The organism is Neorhizobium sp. DAR64872/K0K18, assembly GCF_050500175.1.
GTDB classification, from domain to species: Bacteria; Pseudomonadota; Alphaproteobacteria; order Rhizobiales; family Rhizobiaceae; genus Neorhizobium; species Neorhizobium soli.
This window is the reverse complement of record NZ_CP191446.1, coordinates 259,007-275,149: the sequence shown is the minus strand read 5'-3', so window position 1 is coordinate 275,149 and position 16,143 is coordinate 259,007. Positions and strand designations below refer to the sequence as shown.

The following is a 16,143-nucleotide window of genomic DNA, read 5'->3' as shown; positions in this document are numbered from 1 at the left end:
TCGCGTCCGCCATGGGGTTATCTGCCAGTCTTTTTCTGCGACAGAGCCAATCGCTGGTGATGACACCGCAGCTGATGCAGTCCATTCAGCTGCTGCAGATGACGCATTTTGAACTCAACCAGTTCATCGCCCAGGAAGTCGAGAAAAATCCGCTGCTCGAAATAGCGGCAGGCGACGGCGATGGTGATGCGGATTTAGGCGCGCTTGATCCCCGCGATCTGGAATTTTCCGGTTCGCGCGAGGATGACGGACAGTTCGAAGGCCAATCGGCGGCGCAAGCCGATGTCGGCTCCCTCGACTGGTATGAGAGCGCAACCCGCGACGGCACGGCCAAGCTTGGCGATCACCTCGATGCCAGCCTTGAAAACGTGTTTCCCGACGACGCACCGGCACAGCGGCCGGACGCGCCCGAACTTCTCGGCCAGTGGAAATCGATGCCCGGCGGCGATGCCGGCGAGGACTACGACCTCGACGATTTCGTTGCGGGTCAGGTGACCCTGCGCGATCATCTCGGACAACAGCTGCCTTTCGTGGTGACCACCCCGGGCGACCGGTTGATCGCCCAGGACCTGCTCGACCAGTTGGACGATGCCGGCTATTTCCAGGGCGACATCGAAGAGGTCGCGGCCCGTCTCGGCAAGGCGCCGGAGGCGGTAGAGGCCGTTCTCATTCAGCTGCAAACCTTCGATCCACCCGGGGTATTTTGCCGTAGCCTGAGCGAATGCCTGGCGATCCAGTTGCGCCAGAACGACCGGCTGGACCCGGCCATGGCAGCGCTGATCGATCACCTCGATCTTCTCGCCAAGCGTGACTTTGCGTCTCTGCGCAAGATCTGCGGCGTGGACGACGAAGATCTGATCGACATGATGGCTGAAATCCGCAAGCTCAACCCGAAGCCGGGTGCGGGCTTCGAGGGCGGGTTCTCGCAGTCTATCTCACCTGATGTCGTGGTCCGGCCATCGCTTGATGGTGGATGGAACGTCGAACTCAATCCCGATACCCTGCCGCGCGTCCTGGTCAACCAGACCTATTTCAACACGGTCTCCAAACACTGCCCGAAGAACGGCGAAGATCACAATTTTCTGTCGGACTGCATGCAGACGGCGAACTGGCTCGCCCGCAGCCTCGACCAGCGCGCCAAGACGATCATGAAAGTGGCAAGCGAGATCGTACGCCAGCAGGATGCCTTCCTGCTGCACGGCGTCGATCACCTGCGACCACTCAACCTGAAGACGGTGGCAGAGGCCATCAAGATGCACGAATCCACCGTCAGCCGCGTCACCTCCAACAAGTATGTGCTGACGCCACGCGGCCTGTTCGAACTGAAATACTTCTTCACAGTGTCGATCGGCTCGGCGGAAGAAGGTGGAGACACCCATTCGGCCGAATCGGTGCGGCATCGCATCCGATTGTTGATTTCTCAGGAGCTGCCGAGTGCCGTCCTGTCGGATGACGACATTGTCATCAGCCTCAAACAGGGCGGTGTCGAACTTGCGCGCCGGACGGTGGCGAAATATCGCGAGGCGATGAATATTCCGTCATCGGTGCAACGCAGGCGGGAAAAGCGCGCCATCGCGAAACTGGCAGCGTTCTAGCCTCACATATCGAGGGCAGTCATAGGCGACCCGGTATTCGCCACACGTGCCGCACAGATTGACATTCCGTTAATGGCAGTTTAGAGACCCGCCGCAACCTGACCGGGCGACACGGGATCTAAACCAATTCCCAAACCAATTTGGCCCTGCCATTCGTGAACCGCTTGGATCAAGAGGCCGGTTGGCGTAGACTGGAACATGCAAGTCACGACAATAAGGAGTAACTCCATGAGTGTGCGTGTATCCGGTAAACATATGGAAATCGGCGACTCGTTTCGACAGAAGATCGAGGACCACATCGGCGGTGCAGTGACCAAATACTTCGACGGGGGGTATTCGGGTCAGGTGATCGTCGAGAAGTCCGGCTCGCGTTTTTCGGCAGACTGCAAGGTGCATCTCGATACCGGGATCGTCCTGCATGCGGCCGGAGAAGCGAATGATCCACAGGCAAGTTTCGATGCTGCAGCGGAGCGGATCGAAAAACGCCTTCGTCGCTACAAGCGTCGACTGAAGGACCATCACGCCGGCAATCACGCGAACGGTTTTTCCGAAGTGGCTTACACGGTCATGGACCGTGTACCGGATGAAGAAGACGACGTGCCAGACGATTTCGCACCGACCATCGTTGCGGAAAGCACGAAGCAGTTGATGACCATGTCCGTTGCGACCGCCGTGATGGCGCTCGACATGACGGACGAACCGGTCCTGTTGTTCCGCAGCCCTGGAAAGGAGCTGAACATCGTGTACCGGCGCAATGACGGAAATATCGGTTGGATCGATTCCACCGGTATGAAGAACTAAAAACTCTCGGGAGAGCGCCTTTGGCGCTCTCTTCGCCCTTCGCGGCAAAAGGATGATAAGAATGGCTTTGGCGGATTTGCTGCAGCAAGATGCGATTGTTCCTGCCCTTAAAGTGACCTCCAAGAAGCAGCTTCTTCAGGAACTTGCTGTGAAAGCGGCCAAGCTGACGGGTGTTCCCGAGCGGGAGATCTTCGACGTCATCCTGCAACGGGAGCGGCTGGGGTCGACGGGCGTTGGCCACGGCATTGCCATCCCACATGGCAAGCTCAGCAGCATATCGTCCATCAAGGGCGTGTTCGCCCGCCTGGAATCGCCGATCGACTTCGAAGCGCTGGATGACGAGCCGGTCGATCTTGTCTTCCTGCTGCTCGCCCCAGAGGGCGCCGGCGCCGACCACCTGAAGGCGCTTTCGCGTATTGCCCGCGTATTGCGCGATCAGGATCTCGTTGCCAAGCTTCGCAAGACCGATTCCGCGTCGGCAATCTACGCCTTTCTGAATGCAGAACAGGCAAACCACGCCGCCTGAGGCGGCTCTATACTCCTTTTCTATAGAGTAAAGCCGCCCGTTCGCCCTCGAATGGAGCGGCTAATCTTGTTTTCGAGCCCTCTTTAGAATTGCCTTTTGTCAAATACGCCACATGTCTTTCCCGTTGAAGGAGATAGACATGAATGACGACATACGTGCCAGGATCGCTGCGAATGACAGACTGCTTAAGGCGGTTATCATCCTGCTGGCGATCAAGGATCCCCATCTTCTCGATGAGCTCGATGCAATCTTCAAAATTGCCGATGGTCAGGAGGGACTGATCGGCGATGCGGACAAGAAGACCCGAGCCCATCTCAATTCGGAACTGGCCCTGATCCGTTCCCTGGCGCATGTTTCGCTGGATACGACGCACTGATCCTTACCCGCGGTCGCCAAACGCAAATGGGCGCCCGAGGCGCCCATTTTTCTTGGAAAGGCTCTAAGGAGCTCAGTCCTTCTTGTCTTCAGCCGCCGCTGCTTCAACCTTCGGGCCGCCCTTGGCGACGCCGACCATGGCCGGGCGCAAGACGCGTTCGCCAATAATGAAGCCGGCCTGGACGACCTGCATGACAGTGTTGTTGGGTACATCCGCATTCGGGATCTCGAACATGGCCTGATGGAAGTTCGGATCGAACTTCTCGCCTTCGGCATCGATCTTCTTGACGCCGTGCCGCTCGAGTGTCGACAGCATGCCACGCTCGGTCATTTCGACGCCTTCAAGCAGGCTCGTCAGCGTCGCATCGGCTCCGGCACGCTTGTCTGCCGGAACAGTGTCGAGCGCGCGGCGCAGATTGTCCGAGACGGCCAGCATGTCGCGGGCAAAGCCCGAGACGGCGTAGGACTTGGCATCCTTTACTTCACGCTCGGTGCGGCGGCGAAGGTTGTCCATCTCTGCAGCAAGCCGCATGAAACGGTCGCGCAAATCGGAATTTTCAGCCTTGAGCACATCGATCGGATCGGGCTCCTGCGCGAAGAAGGCTTCCCCTGCGCTCTGATCGGCGGCGTCTTCGAGAGCGGATGCTACGGCTTCCGCCGTGTTTTCGACAGCAGCTGCGTCAGGTCCGTTCTTCTTGGTTTCGTCGGTCATGACGGTCTCCGGTGCGTATTGGAATCTGGAAGGGTGGTTGCGCCCGATATCGAGGTTCGGGGCGAAAAAATCAAGGGCTTGGGAACATCCTAGCGGGATAGCCTTGCAAGCAGCTGCGCCGTGTAATCCACCATGGGCACAATGCGCGAGTAATTCAGCCGGGTTGGGCCGATCACGCCGACCGCGCCGACGATGCGTTCCTCGCCATCACGATAGGGCGCAACGATGAGCGAGGAGCCGGATAGAGAGAACAGTTTGTTTTCCGAACCGATAAAGATCCGCACGCCCGGCCCCTTTTCGGCAAGGTCGAGGATCTCGATCAGGCTGTCCTTCTTTTCGAGATCGTCAAACAGCAGACGCAGCCGATCGAGATCGCTGACGTCAGCCAGACCTTCGAGAAGGTTTGCCCGGCCGCGCACGATGAGCTGGCCCGGCTTTCCATCTTCCTGATCACCCGACCAGAAGGCGAGGCCTCGCTCCACCAGATCATGCGACAGCGTGTGAAGCTCGCTTGCGACCTGTTCCTTCAGCATTTTCATCTGGCCGCGGAATTCCGGCAGCGTCTGGCCGGCGAGATGCGCGTTGAGGAAATTTGCGGCCTCGCCGAGCTGCGACGAGGTTACGCCGGCCGGCAGATCGATGATGCGGTTCTCCACCTGATTATGATCGCCAACGAGGACAGCGAGCGCCTTGGTGGGCTCCAGGCGGATGAACTCGACATGTTTGAGGACGGGATCGTTCTTGGCAGTGATGACGATGCCGGCGCCGCGCGAGACGCCAGACAGCATCAGGCTTGCATCGGCCATCAGGTTTTCGAGCGTCTGATCGCGATCCGGAGGACGGATCTGCCGGTCGATGCTGGCGCGGTCTTCTTCCGAGAGATTGCCGACCTGCATGAAGGCATCGACAAAGAACCGCAGCCCTGTCTGGGTCGGCATGCGGCCTGCACTGATATGCGGCGAGTAGATGAGGCCGAGCTCTTCCAGATCGCTCATGACATTGCGCACGGAGGCTGGCGACAGCGACATGGGCAGAAGTCGCGACAGATTGCGCGAACCGACCGGCTCGCCGGATTCCAGATAGCTTTCCACGATGCGGCGAAAGATTTCCCGCGAACGATCATCAAGCACGGAGCCGTTGTCGCGACCCGTCAGTCCCGGAAATACCATTGGCCCCTTTACCATGCTGCTGATCTCATCTCCCAGATATAGTCGCTCACTTGCGCATCCGCAAAAGGGAAATTCTTTGCAAATGACGGCTCCGAGCCTTAGAAGGCGGAAACAATAATTTAGGGAGTGACGGATGCGGCCTTCAGGCAGACAGACAAATCAGATGCGCAAGATTTCGTTCGAGCGCAATTTCTCCAAGCATGCCGAGGGCTCCTGTCTCGTCAAGTTCGGCGATACCCATGTTCTGTGCACCGCAAGCCTTGAAGAAAAGACACCGCCGTGGCTGCGCAATTCCGGCAAGGGCTGGGTCACCGCCGAATACGGAATGCTGCCGCGCGCCACCGGCGACCGGATGAAGCGCGAGGCTGCGACCGGCAAGCAGGGTGGCCGTACCCAGGAAATCCAGCGCCTGATCGGCCGTTCGCTGCGCGCCGTGGTCGACCTTTCCGCGCTTGGCGAAAAGCAGATCACCATCGACTGCGACGTGATCCAGGCCGATGGCGGCACCCGCACGGCGGCCATTACCGGTGGCTGGCTGGCGCTGTATGATTGCCTGAAATGGATGGACACCCGCTCGATGATCAAGCTCGACAAGGTTCTGAAAGACCATGTCGCGGCGATCTCGTGCGGCATCTTTGCAAGCCAGCCGGTCATAGATCTCGACTACCTCGAGGATTCCGCCGCCGAGACAGACGCGAATTTCGTCATGACGGGTAGCGGCGGCATCGTCGAGATTCAGGGCACGGCCGAGGGTGCTCCCTTCAGCCAGGAGGAATTCCTCAACCTTTTGTCGCTGGCACAGGACGGCACCCGGGAACTGGTAGCTCTGCAGAAGCAGGCGATCGGCGGCTGATTTCAACGCTGGCTGATCCAAGAGTTGCGAGGGGCAGTCTTCCTTTCCGGAGAGACTACCTCTCGATCGAACCTCTCCCCCGCCTTCATGGCGGGGCAGCATCAGACAAGGGAGCCACTGTTTTGATCGACGGCATTCTCGAAACAGCGCTCTATGTCGATGATCTCGATGCGGCGGAAGCCTTTTACGGTGAACTGCTCGGGCTTGAACGGGTGTTGCGGGCCGGCGATCGCCACGTGTTTTACCGATGCGGACCAGGCATCCTCCTAATCTTCAATCGCGCCGAGACTCTGAAGCCGCCACCTGATGATGCGCTGCCGGTTCCCCCGCATGGCACGACAGGCCCGGGGCATGTGTGCTTTCGTATGGACGGGCCGGCGATTGACAGAATGGTCGAAAAGCTCAACAAGGCGGGCATCGTGATTGAAAGCGATTTTCGCTGGCCGACCGGCGCCCGATCCATCTATTTCCGTGACCCGGCCGGCAACAGCCTGGAATGCGCAGAGCCGAGGCTCTGGAATCTATAGGAACCTTCATGCGCAAGCTTGAGACGAAAACGATCGTCGTTGCCAGCCACAATGCCGGCAAGATCCGTGAGATTGCCGAATTGATCGGTCCGTTCGGCTTTTCGGCAAAGTCCGCAGCCGAACTGAAGTTCGAGGAACCGGATGAGACCGGCACGACATTCGAGGAAAATGCGGCGATCAAGGCGCTTGCGTCTGCCAAGGCGTCCGGCCTGCCCGCCCTTTCCGACGATAGCGGCATCGTCATCGATGCGCTGGACGGTGCTCCCGGTGTCTATACCGCCGACTGGGCTGAGCGCGAGGATGGCAGCCGTGATTTCGCGATGGCGATGCAGAAGGTGGAAGACGCGCTGCAGGAAAAGGGTGCGACCACGCCCGACAAGCGCAGCTGCCGTTTTGTGAGCGTTATCTGCCTTGCCTGGCCGGATGGCCACACCGAACTCTTCCGCGGCGATGTCGAAGGCGTTGTCGCCTGGCCGCCGCGTGGTGCTGCCGGTTTCGGTTACGATCCGATCTTCCAGCCGGAAGGTCACGAGACAACGTTCGGTGAAATGACCAGCGAGGAAAAGCACGGCTGGAAGCCGGGCGATGAACATGCGCTTTCGCACCGGGCGCGCGCGTTCAAGCTGTTCGTTGAAACCTGCCTGGAGGCCTGATCCCCATTGAACGCCGTCGCTCCCCTTTTTCCCGGCATGCTGCTACCCGACACGGGTGAGCCGGGCTTCGGCGTTTACGTGCACTGGCCGTTTTGCGCGGCCAAATGCCCCTATTGCGATTTCAACAGCCATGTCCGCCACCAGCCCGTGGATCAGCTCCGCTACACCGCCGCGTTTCTGAAAGAGATGGAAACGATGCGGAAGATGAGCGGGCCGAAGACGGTCACGAGCATCTTTCTGGGCGGCGGTACGCCTTCGCTGATGGATCCTTCAACCGTCGGGGCGATCCTCAACGGGATCGCGCAGCACTGGCATGTGCCTGACGGGATCGAGATCACGATGGAAGCCAACCCTTCCAGCGTCGAGGCGGAACGCTTTCGCGGCTACAGGGCTGCCGGCATCAACCGGGTCTCGATGGGCGTGCAGGCTCTCAACGATACGGATCTCAAATTCCTCGGCCGCCTGCATGACGTGGCAGACGCGCTGAAGGCGATCAAGCTGGCGCGCGAGATCTTTCCGCGCATGTCGTTCGACCTGATCTACGCCCGTCCCAAGCAGACCGTGGAGGCCTGGGAAGCGGAGCTGAAGCAGGCCATTTCCTATGCCGTCGATCACCTTTCCCTCTATCAGCTGACGATCGAGGAAGGCACGCCGTTCTACGGCCTGCACAAGGCCGGCAAACTGATCGTTCCAGATGATGAGCAGTCGGCGCTGCTCTACGAGGCGACGCAGGAGATCACGGCCGCGCATGGCATGCCGGCCTACGAGGTTTCCAACCACGCCAAGCCGGGTGCTGAAAGCCGGCACAACCTGACCTACTGGCGCTATGGCGACTATGCCGGCATCGGCCCCGGTGCGCATGGTCGCCTGACGCGGGGACGCGACAAGATCGCCACCGCCACCGAGCGACGTCCGGAGACGTGGCTGGATCAGGTCGAGACACAAGGCCACGGCATGGTCGACCAGGAACTGCTAGGCTTCGACGAGCAGGCGGACGAGTTGCTTCTGATGGGACTGCGCCTGACCGAAGGCGTCGACCTGGCGCGCTGGCAGGAGCTTTCCGGCCGCGATCCGGACCCGGTCCGCGAAGAGCGGCTTCTGGAACACGGCTTTATCGAGCGGCTGGGAAATTCCAGGCTGCGCTGCACGCCGTCCGGCATGCTGATCCTCGATGCTGTCGTTGCCGACCTCGCCTGCTGACTACGCCTTTACCGCCGTCACATGCAGCCATTCGGTCGGCCGGTCATCATAGCCGCTGCCGTCGTTCGTGCTTATCTCGAGCGATGACCACGTGACGGTCCTGTAGGCCTGTTCGAGCCAGGGCCGCGACGGGTTGTTGTAATAGCGACCGATCGCATCCGTCATCTCTTCGCCTCCGGTCTTGTAGCTTGCGTAGAAAATGCCGCCAGGGCGCAGCGCCCGATGGATGCGGGCAAGGATATCGGCAAGATCGTTTATCGGCGTGTGGAGAAGGCAGGCATTGGCCCAGACGCCGTCATAGGCCGCCACGCTGTCGATATCCCCGAAGCGCAGTATCGCAACCGTGCGCCCCAAGCGGCGCGAGGCTTGCTCTGCCATTTCCGCAACGCCATCCGTCGGGGTGACGTCGAAGCCGCGTTCAATCATGAAACCGCTGTCGCGGCCATTGCCGCAGCCGAGTTCCAGAATGCGGGCGCCCTGCGAGAGACGGGAGAGAAATGCCTCCAGCCTGACGTCATTGGCCTTCTCCCGATAACCGGCATAGGTTTCGGCATTGTCGGCGTAGAAGCGGAGGGTCTGATCGTGCTCCGCCATGGCTTTTAATTTTGTGACAGGAGAAGCTTGGTGCCGAAGCCGACGAAGACGGTGGCGACGCCGAGGTCGATCTTCTGCTTGGCCTTGAGATAGGCGCTCGCTACCCGCGGATGGGTGATCAGGCCGACCAGAAACGTATAGTAACAGGCCGAAACCGCGACCATGACAGCGATTGCCGCTAGCCCGTATAGAAACGGCGTGCCCGCCGGCATGGTAGCGGCAAACAGCGAGGCAACGAAGAGAGCCGATTTCGGGTTGGCGAGGTTGGTCGCAAGCCCCAGTCGGTAAGCCTTCCTCAGCGGTATCTCGCGTTCTGTGGGGGCAAATTCGGGTGTTGTCCGGGCCTTCCGGACGTCCATGAAGACGCGCAGGCCGAGCCATACGAGATAAAGACCGCCGACGATCTTCAGCGCGACATAGGCGAAAGGGGCTGCCTGAAACAGGGCATTGATCCCGAGCCAGCCCGCAAAGCCCCACAGGCATGTTCCGGTAATCGTTCCCATGGCTGCCGTAATGGCAACCCTGCGCGGTGCTGTGAGGCAATAGCGGATCACCAGCAGCGTATTTGGCCCGGGGGTAATGCAGGCGACAGCCCAGATGGTCGCCACGGATAAAAGAAACACGACACGCTCCTCGCACACCAGAAAAATTGGTGTGCGCCAGAAGCCAAATCCCGTCAACGCCCGGACAAACAAAAACCGGGTCTCATCCGATGGATAAGAGCCGGCTTCGGTCGGTCAGTCGATGATCACAGATTGTTTTCGTTGATCAAGCGCTTCAGAAGCTCGACCTCGTGGCTGAGCTTGCTGTCGCCCGAGATCAGGTCCTCGATCTTGCGAACCGCATGCAGCACGGTCGTATGGTCGCGGCCACCAAACCGACGGCCGATTTCCGGGAAGGAGCGCGGCGTCATGGTTTTCGAGAGGTACATGGCGACCTGGCGCGGCTTGACGATGACGCGGGTGCGGCGGTTGGAGACCAGTTCCTGCCGCGAGACGTTGTAATGGCGTGCCACGACGCGCTGGATATCCTCGATCCGGACGCGCCTTGCTTCCCCGGCGCCGACCAGATGGGCGAGAAGCTCGTCAACGCGCTCGATCGAGAGGTTCGGCTCAAACGAGCGACGGAACAGCAGCTGGTTGAACGCGCCTTCCAGTTCGCGACCGGTGCTGACGACGCTGCGTGCGACGTGATCGAGAATTTCGTGCGGGATATCGAGCGATGGATCATCCTGCTGGGCAGCCGCGAGACGACCTTTGAGCATTTCCATGCGCATATCGTAATCCGGCGTCTCGACCTCGATGGCCACGCCGCCCTGCAGACGCGAGCGAACCCGCGGATCGAGCGATTCCAGCTCCCAGGGCGCGCGGTCGGCAGCAACCACGACCTGCTTGGCGCTGTCGAGCAGCATGTTGAGCAGATGGCAGAATTCGTTCTGGATCATCTTGCCCTGCAGGAACTGCATGTCGTCGATGATCAACAGATCGATATGGCGCAGGCTGTCCTTGAGCGTCAGGGCATCATTGTCGCGGATCGCGGTTGCGAAACGCCACATGAAATATTCGGCGGTGAGATAGACCACGCGCGGCATGCGGGGGCTGCCGACGGCGGCGTTGGCGATGGCCTGAAGAAGGTGGGTCTTGCCGAGACCGACACCGGAATGAATAAACAGCGGGTTGAAACGCACGGCACCGGCACCGGCTTCCGCAATCGTCTTGGCAGCGGCAAGTGCCACGCGGTTCGAGGCGCCTTCAACGAACGTGTCGAACGTATAACGGCTGTCGAGTGGCGAACCGAACAACGGGCCGGGCTGCGAGGACTGGCGAACCGGGGTGGACGCGGCAGTCGGGAACGTGGCGATCTTGCCGATCTCACGCGGTGCAGATGGGCGTTGCGACGCGACAGGTGCCGGAGCATCCGAGCCAATGACGCCGTCCTGGACATCCGATACCGGCTTTGCAGCGCGGGTTGCCGTGCGGACCAGGATCTCCACCTTGAGGATCTCGGCATCTTCCGCCTGGAAGATCGACGTGATCAGATCAAGATAACGGTTGTTGATCCAAGACTTCAGAAACGTCGTGGGCACCGTGAGCCTGACGACACTCTTCGAGACGGTGTGAAGCTTAAGTCTTGCAAACCAGCTTGCGTAAACATCCTGGCCGACCTGTGCTTTAAGACGCACACTGAACCGCTCGAAAAGAGCATCATGCTTCATAACTGGTGTTTCCCCTGCCGCCTGTGCGCAAACGGAATCAAACGCCTGTCGTGCATTGCCCCCGTTGCCGGTTGCACGAGCCGATACGTTATTCATTTGCATTATTCGCCGCCTTTTCCATAGGAGCCCGGCGGTTCTGTTTCCCGCCAGGACATATTCTTTTTAACTACGTCCGACAGCCCGTCTCCGCGAGGAAACGATGACTGCCCTTCCCCATCGATTAAAGTTCCAGGCCAACCGCCCGGACCATCAAAGATCGATCCGGATCACCTCGTCTGATCCAGACCTGCGGGAGCCAACCCGCAACTCAGCGCACGCTCCATCCTCGTTATGAAGAGCCGCTGACTTCCCACTGCCTTCTTCCGACTCCCCAGTCGGCCCCGTCACGCATAAGTTCAGCTGTTGCCGGAAAAGCCAATTTCCGGCTTGCAACCATCGGTTAAATAAGGAAACGAGAAAAACATCTCGCCGCAAGCTGCTTAAAGTCCCCGGGCCGCTCGGTGTCGAGCGGTTGTCGGCAGGCTCTAGGAGTGATCTCCATGCCTCTCGCTAAAAGCCATTTAGGCAGGATCAAATGGCAAGATCAATGATGAATTTTACGCAAAATCCGAGCGCGACCGTTGACTCTCTGGGCGCGATTTGAATGGCCGGAGGGTTGCGGAGAAGAATCCCAGTTGAATCAATGGGATTCAAAATCCATCTATTTCTGATGGTACGATTCAGAGAAAAAATAAAAAAAACCTTGACTCAAAAAGCAGGCGGCGGGTTGGCGGAATTGCCGCCAGACTTGGGCAGACCTCTCATAAGCCTTTGTATTTCATCGGAAAAATCTGTCACGCACCTGACACGTAACCGTTACTGAGCCGGTTAACGAAGTGCAAAGGACCGAGAATCACAAAAAGCCCGGTCGACCGACCAGGCTTTTGATGCATGCACGCTAAAGGTGATATTAGGCGGAGAGTGCCTTGACGCGAGCTGCCAGGCGCGAGACCTTGCGGGACGCCGTGTTGCTGTGAAGGACGCCCTTCGTTGCAGCGCGTGCGATTTCCGGCTGAGCTGCCTTCAGAGCAGCAGCAGCGACGGATACGTCACCCGTTGCGATCGCTTCTTCAACCTTGCGGATAAAGCCACGAACGCGCGAGCGGCGGGACTTGTTGACTGCGGTACGGCTAGCGATCTTGCGGGTCGCTTTTTTCGCCGAAGTTGTATTGGCCATATCATGCCTCTCTACGAATTCGAACCAAAACTCCGCCGTTGCCGCGTAGGTCCTGCGACCATCAATCCAGCAATTCGGGAGCAATAGAGGAAGCCGTCGATCAGGCTTTCCCAACTGTGGGCGGGCATATAACCGGTATAGCGCGCCTCGTCAACGCGGATTCGCATGAAGGGTGCCGCTGAATTTGCCGTTTGGCGAAGTCCCGCGTCCTTTTCGCGACCATAACCCCTCCCACTCTCCTTACAGGGATGCGTGTTCAAACATCGCCTGCAACGGCTGATCACTTCTGGCAGCGCGGGCAGTAGAAGGTGGAGCGGCCGGCTTGGGTGATACGAGAAACGGTGCCGCCGCAGCCCGGCGTGCGGCAGGGCTTATCCTCCTGGTCATAGACAGAGAAGGAATGCTGGAAATAGCCAAGCGAGCCGTCCGTCTGGATATGGTCGCGCAGAGACGAGCCGCCGGCTGCAATCGCATCGGCAATGACAGCGCGGATCGCTTCCGTCAGCAGCACCAGCTCCTTCTTCGGCCGGCCCGTGGGCGTGACGATGCTGCCCGCTGCCCTCTTCGGCGACAGGTGTGCGCGCCACAGCGCTTCGCAGACATAGATATTGCCGAGACCGGCGATCACGGTCTGATCGAGCAGCGTGCTCTTCAATGGCTGCGCCTTGCCGGAAAACCGCTTGCCGAGATACTCCGCATCGAGCGCGTTGCCGGTCGGCTCCGGCCCGAGTTGCGCAAATGCCGGGTAGAGATCGAGCTCGCTGCGCTTTGCCAGATGCAGGAAGCCGAAACGGCGCGGATCATTATAGATGACCTTCAATGTCTCGTTGCCACGCTCCAGATGAAAGACGACGTGGTCATGCTTCTCGTCCTTGGAGCGCGGATGATGAAATGTGCCAAGCGCCTCTTCCTCGACCCTGAACGAGCCGGACATGCCGAGATGGGCAATGATGGTGAGATCGTCTTCGAGGTCGATCAGAAGGTATTTGGCGCGTCTTCCCAGCGCGATGATCTGCCGGCCTTCGACTGCGGCGACAAGATTTTCCGGGAACGGAAAGCGCAGATCGGTGCGGTTCAGCTGCAGCCTTGCAAGCTTTGCTCCCTCCATGGCCGGAGAAAGGCCGCGACGAACGGTTTCGACCTCTGGCAATTCGGGCATGGTCTACCTAACTTCCTGTTTCAACGATGCCGCCGGTGCTCTATAGACCGGTCGGTAATCCACCACATAGCGTCCGGAAACCGGTTTCGCTATGGTCCGCCTGGATAGAGACACCGAGGAGCTGCCCATGACCGAAGCCCGCACCCGCGCCGAAGGCGGAATGGAAACCTCCTATGGCTTCCGCCAGGTGGCCGATGGGGAAAAGCAGGGCCTCGTCAACGACGTATTCCACAAGGTCGCCAAGCGCTATGACGTGATGAACGACGTCATGTCGGCGGGCATGCACCGGGTGTGGAAGGACGCGATGATTACCGCGCTCAATCCGCGCAAGGATGCAAGCTACCGGACGCTGGATGTGGCGGGCGGCACCGGCGACGTCGCATTCCGCATCGTCGAGGCCTCGGGCCTCAAGGCCCATACGACGGTGCTCGATATCAATGGCTCGATGCTGGCCGTGGGTGCCGAGCGGGCGCAGAAGAAAAAGCTGTCTGGCAATCTCGATTTCATCGAGGCGAATGCAGAATCCCTGCCATTCGAGGACAATTCCTTCGACGCCTATACGGTCGCCTTCGGGATCCGCAACGTTCCGCGCATGGACGTGGCGCTGTCTGAAGCCTTTCGCGTGCTGAAGCGTGGCGGACGGTTGCTGGTTCTGGAATTTTCGGAAGTGGAGCTTCCGCTGCTCGACAAGTTCTATGACGAGTGGTCGTTCCGGGCGATCCCGCGCTTCGGCAAGATGATCACCGGTGATTCCGAGCCCTACCAGTATCTGGTGGAATCGATCCGCAAATTCCCCAACCAGGAGAATTTCGCAGCGATGATCCGGACTGCCGGTTTTTCGCGTGTGAGCTACACCAATTATACCGGCGGGATAGCAGCCCTGCATTCCGGCTGGAAGCTCTGAAGCGATGAGCACAATCGGCGCTTATTTTCGGCTCGCCCGTGTCGGCTGGGTTCTTGTTCGCGAGGGCGTGGTTTCGGCCCTGCCGACCCAGGACCTGCCGCCGGCCGTCGGCATTCTTAAATCCATGCTGGAGCCGCTCACCCGTTTCAGGGCGAAGAAGCAGCCACGCAGCGAAAGGCTGACCCGCGCCGTCGGAAGGCTTGGTCCCTCCTATGTGAAGATCGGCCAGTTTCTCGCGACCCGTCCGGATGTGGTCGGTGTGGACTGGGCCGTCGATCTTGCCATGCTGCAGGACCGGATGGCCTTTTTCCCAACCGATGCTGCCAAGACCGCCGTCGAGACCTCGCTTGGCCGGCCGATCAGCGATCTCTACACATCGTTCGAAGAGCCGATCGCGGCCGCCTCGATCGCGCAGGTGCACCCGGCCGAAGTGAACGGCAAAAAGATGGCCGTGAAAGTGGTGCGCCCCGGCGTGCGCCAGCGTTTCGCAAATGACATCGAAGGCATGTATGTGGTTGCCCGCATGCAGGAACGCCTGATGCCCTCCAGCCGCCGGCTTCGCCCGATTGAGGTGACGCGGACGCTGGAACAGACGACCAAGATGGAAATGGACCTGCGCCTGGAGGCTGCAGCCCTTTCCGAGATTGCCGAAAACACGGCGGACGACCCAGGTTTCCGCGTGCCTGAAGTGGACTGGGAACGGACCGGCCGCGACGTCATCACCATGGAGTGGATCGACGGCGCCAAGATGAACGACGTCCCGGCGCTGAGGGCTGCCGGCCACGATCTGGAAAAGCTCGCAGAAGTGCTGATCCAGTCCTTCCTGCGTCACACGCTTCGCGACGGCTTCTTCCATGCCGACATGCATCCCGGCAACCTCTTCGTCGAGCGGGACGGTACGATCGTCGCCGTCGACATGGGGATCACCGGACGGCTGGGCAAAAAGGAACGACGCTTCCTCGCCGAAATCCTCTACGGCTTTATTACCCGCGACTATATGCGTGTCGCCGAGGTGCATTTCGAAGCGGGCTATGTGCCTGCGCATCACGACGTTGCAGCCTTCGCGCAGGCGATCCGGGCGATCGGCGAGCCGATCCACGGTCAGCCCGCCGAAACCATCTCCATGGCCCGGCTGCTGGCGCTGCTGTTCGAAGTGACCGACCTGTTCGAGATGCAGACCCAGCCGCAGTTGATCCTCTTGCAGAAGACCATGGTCGTCGTCGAAGGCGTTTCGCGTATCCTCGACCCGCGTTTCAACATGTGGAAGGCCGCAGAGCCGGTCGTCGGCCAGTGGATCCGCGACAATCTTGGCCCCAAGCGCATCGCATCCGACCTTAAGGACGGGATGAAGGCAGGGCTGAAGCTCGCCGAAGCCTTGCCGGAGATTGCCGCCAAGACGGAAACCCTGCACCGGGAACTCGTTCACATGAGCGAACACGGCCTGCGTTTCGATCCCGAAACGGCAGACGCGATCGGCAAGGCGGAAGCCCGGCACAGCCGCTCCGGCCGCTGGGCACTGTGGATCATCGCGATCTCGCTCGTCGTCATCGCCTTCGCCGTCGTCTGAAAAGGCGCGTTGCGACATCAGATGTCCAGGTTCTGGGATATACCTTGGACGACAGGATGAATTAGTGTGCGGGCAAA

17 protein-coding genes are annotated in these 16,143 nt (G+C 59.8%); 10 read left to right on the top strand and 7 right to left on the bottom strand.

Annotated features, from left to right (window positions below):
• The first annotated feature begins 11 nt into the window (after positions 1-11).
• The 4 genes from rpoN to ACQY1P_RS06785 all read left to right on the top strand — a co-directional run bounded on the left by rpoN (position 12) and on the right by ACQY1P_RS06785 (position 3,298).
• Positions 12-1,595, top strand: a complete 1,584-nt coding sequence (gene rpoN, locus ACQY1P_RS06800; RefSeq protein WP_209902949.1) for an RNA polymerase factor sigma-54 — start codon at positions 12-14, stop codon at positions 1,593-1,595.
• A 228-nt stretch (positions 1,596-1,823) separates the two neighbouring features.
• On the top strand, positions 1,824-2,396 hold the full coding sequence (hpf, locus tag ACQY1P_RS06795; protein ID WP_062454028.1) for a ribosome hibernation-promoting factor, HPF/YfiA family: 573 nt from the start codon (positions 1,824-1,826) through the stop codon (positions 2,394-2,396).
• A 61-nt stretch (positions 2,397-2,457) separates the two neighbouring features.
• Positions 2,458-2,922 carry a PTS IIA-like nitrogen regulatory protein PtsN gene (gene ptsN / locus ACQY1P_RS06790; RefSeq protein ID WP_062454029.1) on the top strand — a complete coding sequence of 155 codons (465 nt, stop codon included), beginning with the start codon at positions 2,458-2,460 and terminating at the stop codon, positions 2,920-2,922.
• A 139-nt stretch (positions 2,923-3,061) separates the two neighbouring features.
• Positions 3,062-3,298, top strand: a complete 237-nt coding sequence (locus ACQY1P_RS06785; RefSeq protein ID WP_062454030.1) for a hypothetical protein — start codon at positions 3,062-3,064, stop codon at positions 3,296-3,298.
• 72 nt (positions 3,299-3,370) lie between these two features.
• Here the strand turns inward: ACQY1P_RS06785 and grpE are convergent, their stop codons facing one another.
• Positions 3,371-4,009, bottom strand: a complete 639-nt coding sequence (grpE, locus tag ACQY1P_RS06780; RefSeq protein WP_062454031.1) for a nucleotide exchange factor GrpE — start codon at positions 4,007-4,009, stop codon at positions 3,371-3,373.
• Between the two features lie 89 nt (positions 4,010-4,098).
• Positions 4,099-5,178: a heat-inducible transcriptional repressor HrcA gene (hrcA, locus tag ACQY1P_RS06775; protein WP_062454032.1), complete on the bottom strand. Its 1,080-nt coding sequence runs from the start codon at positions 5,176-5,178 to the stop codon at positions 4,099-4,101.
• A gap of 133 nt (positions 5,179-5,311) precedes the next feature.
• Here hrcA and rph point away from each other — a divergent pair, with 133 nt between their 5' ends.
• The 4 genes from rph to hemW all read left to right on the top strand — a co-directional run bounded on the left by rph (position 5,312) and on the right by hemW (position 8,411).
• Positions 5,312-6,031 (top strand): ribonuclease PH, encoded by a 720-nt coding sequence (gene rph / locus ACQY1P_RS06770; RefSeq protein ID WP_092663772.1) that lies wholly within the window; start codon positions 5,312-5,314, stop codon positions 6,029-6,031.
• A 122-nt stretch (positions 6,032-6,153) separates the two neighbouring features.
• Complete coding sequence (locus ACQY1P_RS06765; RefSeq protein WP_430255802.1) at positions 6,154-6,558, top strand: VOC family protein; 405 nt, start codon at positions 6,154-6,156, stop codon at positions 6,556-6,558.
• Between the two features lie 8 nt (positions 6,559-6,566).
• Positions 6,567-7,211 (top strand): RdgB/HAM1 family non-canonical purine NTP pyrophosphatase, encoded by a 645-nt coding sequence (rdgB, locus tag ACQY1P_RS06760; RefSeq protein ID WP_430241171.1) that lies wholly within the window; start codon positions 6,567-6,569, stop codon positions 7,209-7,211.
• Between the two features lie 36 nt (positions 7,212-7,247).
• Positions 7,248-8,411: a radical SAM family heme chaperone HemW gene (gene hemW, locus ACQY1P_RS06755; protein ID WP_062454924.1), complete on the top strand. Its 1,164-nt coding sequence runs from the start codon at positions 7,248-7,250 to the stop codon at positions 8,409-8,411.
• Here hemW and ACQY1P_RS06750 read toward each other — a convergent pair whose 3' ends face one another.
• The 5 genes from ACQY1P_RS06750 to mutM all read right to left on the bottom strand — a co-directional run bounded on the left by ACQY1P_RS06750 (position 8,412) and on the right by mutM (position 13,595).
• On the bottom strand, positions 8,412-9,005 hold the full coding sequence (locus ACQY1P_RS06750; RefSeq protein ID WP_430255800.1) for a class I SAM-dependent methyltransferase: 594 nt from the start codon (positions 9,003-9,005) through the stop codon (positions 8,412-8,414).
• Positions 9,006-9,010: 5 nt separating this feature from the next.
• Positions 9,011-9,628: a LysE family translocator gene (locus tag ACQY1P_RS06745; RefSeq protein ID WP_430255798.1), complete on the bottom strand. Its 618-nt coding sequence runs from the start codon at positions 9,626-9,628 to the stop codon at positions 9,011-9,013.
• Positions 9,629-9,753: 125 nt separating this feature from the next.
• The gene (gene dnaA / locus ACQY1P_RS06740) at positions 9,754-11,322 is read right to left on the bottom strand and encodes a chromosomal replication initiator protein DnaA (RefSeq protein ID WP_062454037.1); all 1,569 of its coding nucleotides are present in this window, start codon (positions 11,320-11,322) and stop codon (positions 9,754-9,756) included.
• An 847-nt stretch (positions 11,323-12,169) separates the two neighbouring features.
• On the bottom strand, positions 12,170-12,436 hold the full coding sequence (gene rpsT, locus ACQY1P_RS06735) for a 30S ribosomal protein S20 (RefSeq protein ID WP_062454038.1): 267 nt from the start codon (positions 12,434-12,436) through the stop codon (positions 12,170-12,172).
• 280 nt (positions 12,437-12,716) lie between these two features.
• Complete coding sequence (mutM, locus tag ACQY1P_RS06730; protein WP_092663778.1) at positions 12,717-13,595, bottom strand: bifunctional DNA-formamidopyrimidine glycosylase/DNA-(apurinic or apyrimidinic site) lyase; 879 nt, start codon at positions 13,593-13,595, stop codon at positions 12,717-12,719.
• A 127-nt stretch (positions 13,596-13,722) separates the two neighbouring features.
• Between mutM and ubiE the strand changes: the two genes are divergently transcribed.
• On the top strand, positions 13,723-14,499 hold the full coding sequence (ubiE, locus tag ACQY1P_RS06725) for a bifunctional demethylmenaquinone methyltransferase/2-methoxy-6-polyprenyl-1,4-benzoquinol methylase UbiE (protein ID WP_174195505.1): 777 nt from the start codon (positions 13,723-13,725) through the stop codon (positions 14,497-14,499).
• A 4-nt stretch (positions 14,500-14,503) separates the two neighbouring features.
• Entirely contained in the window at positions 14,504-16,066 is a 1,563-nt protein-coding gene (gene ubiB / locus ACQY1P_RS06720) for a 2-polyprenylphenol 6-hydroxylase (RefSeq protein WP_062454040.1), read from the top strand.
• Positions 16,067-16,143: the final 77 nt, after the last annotated feature.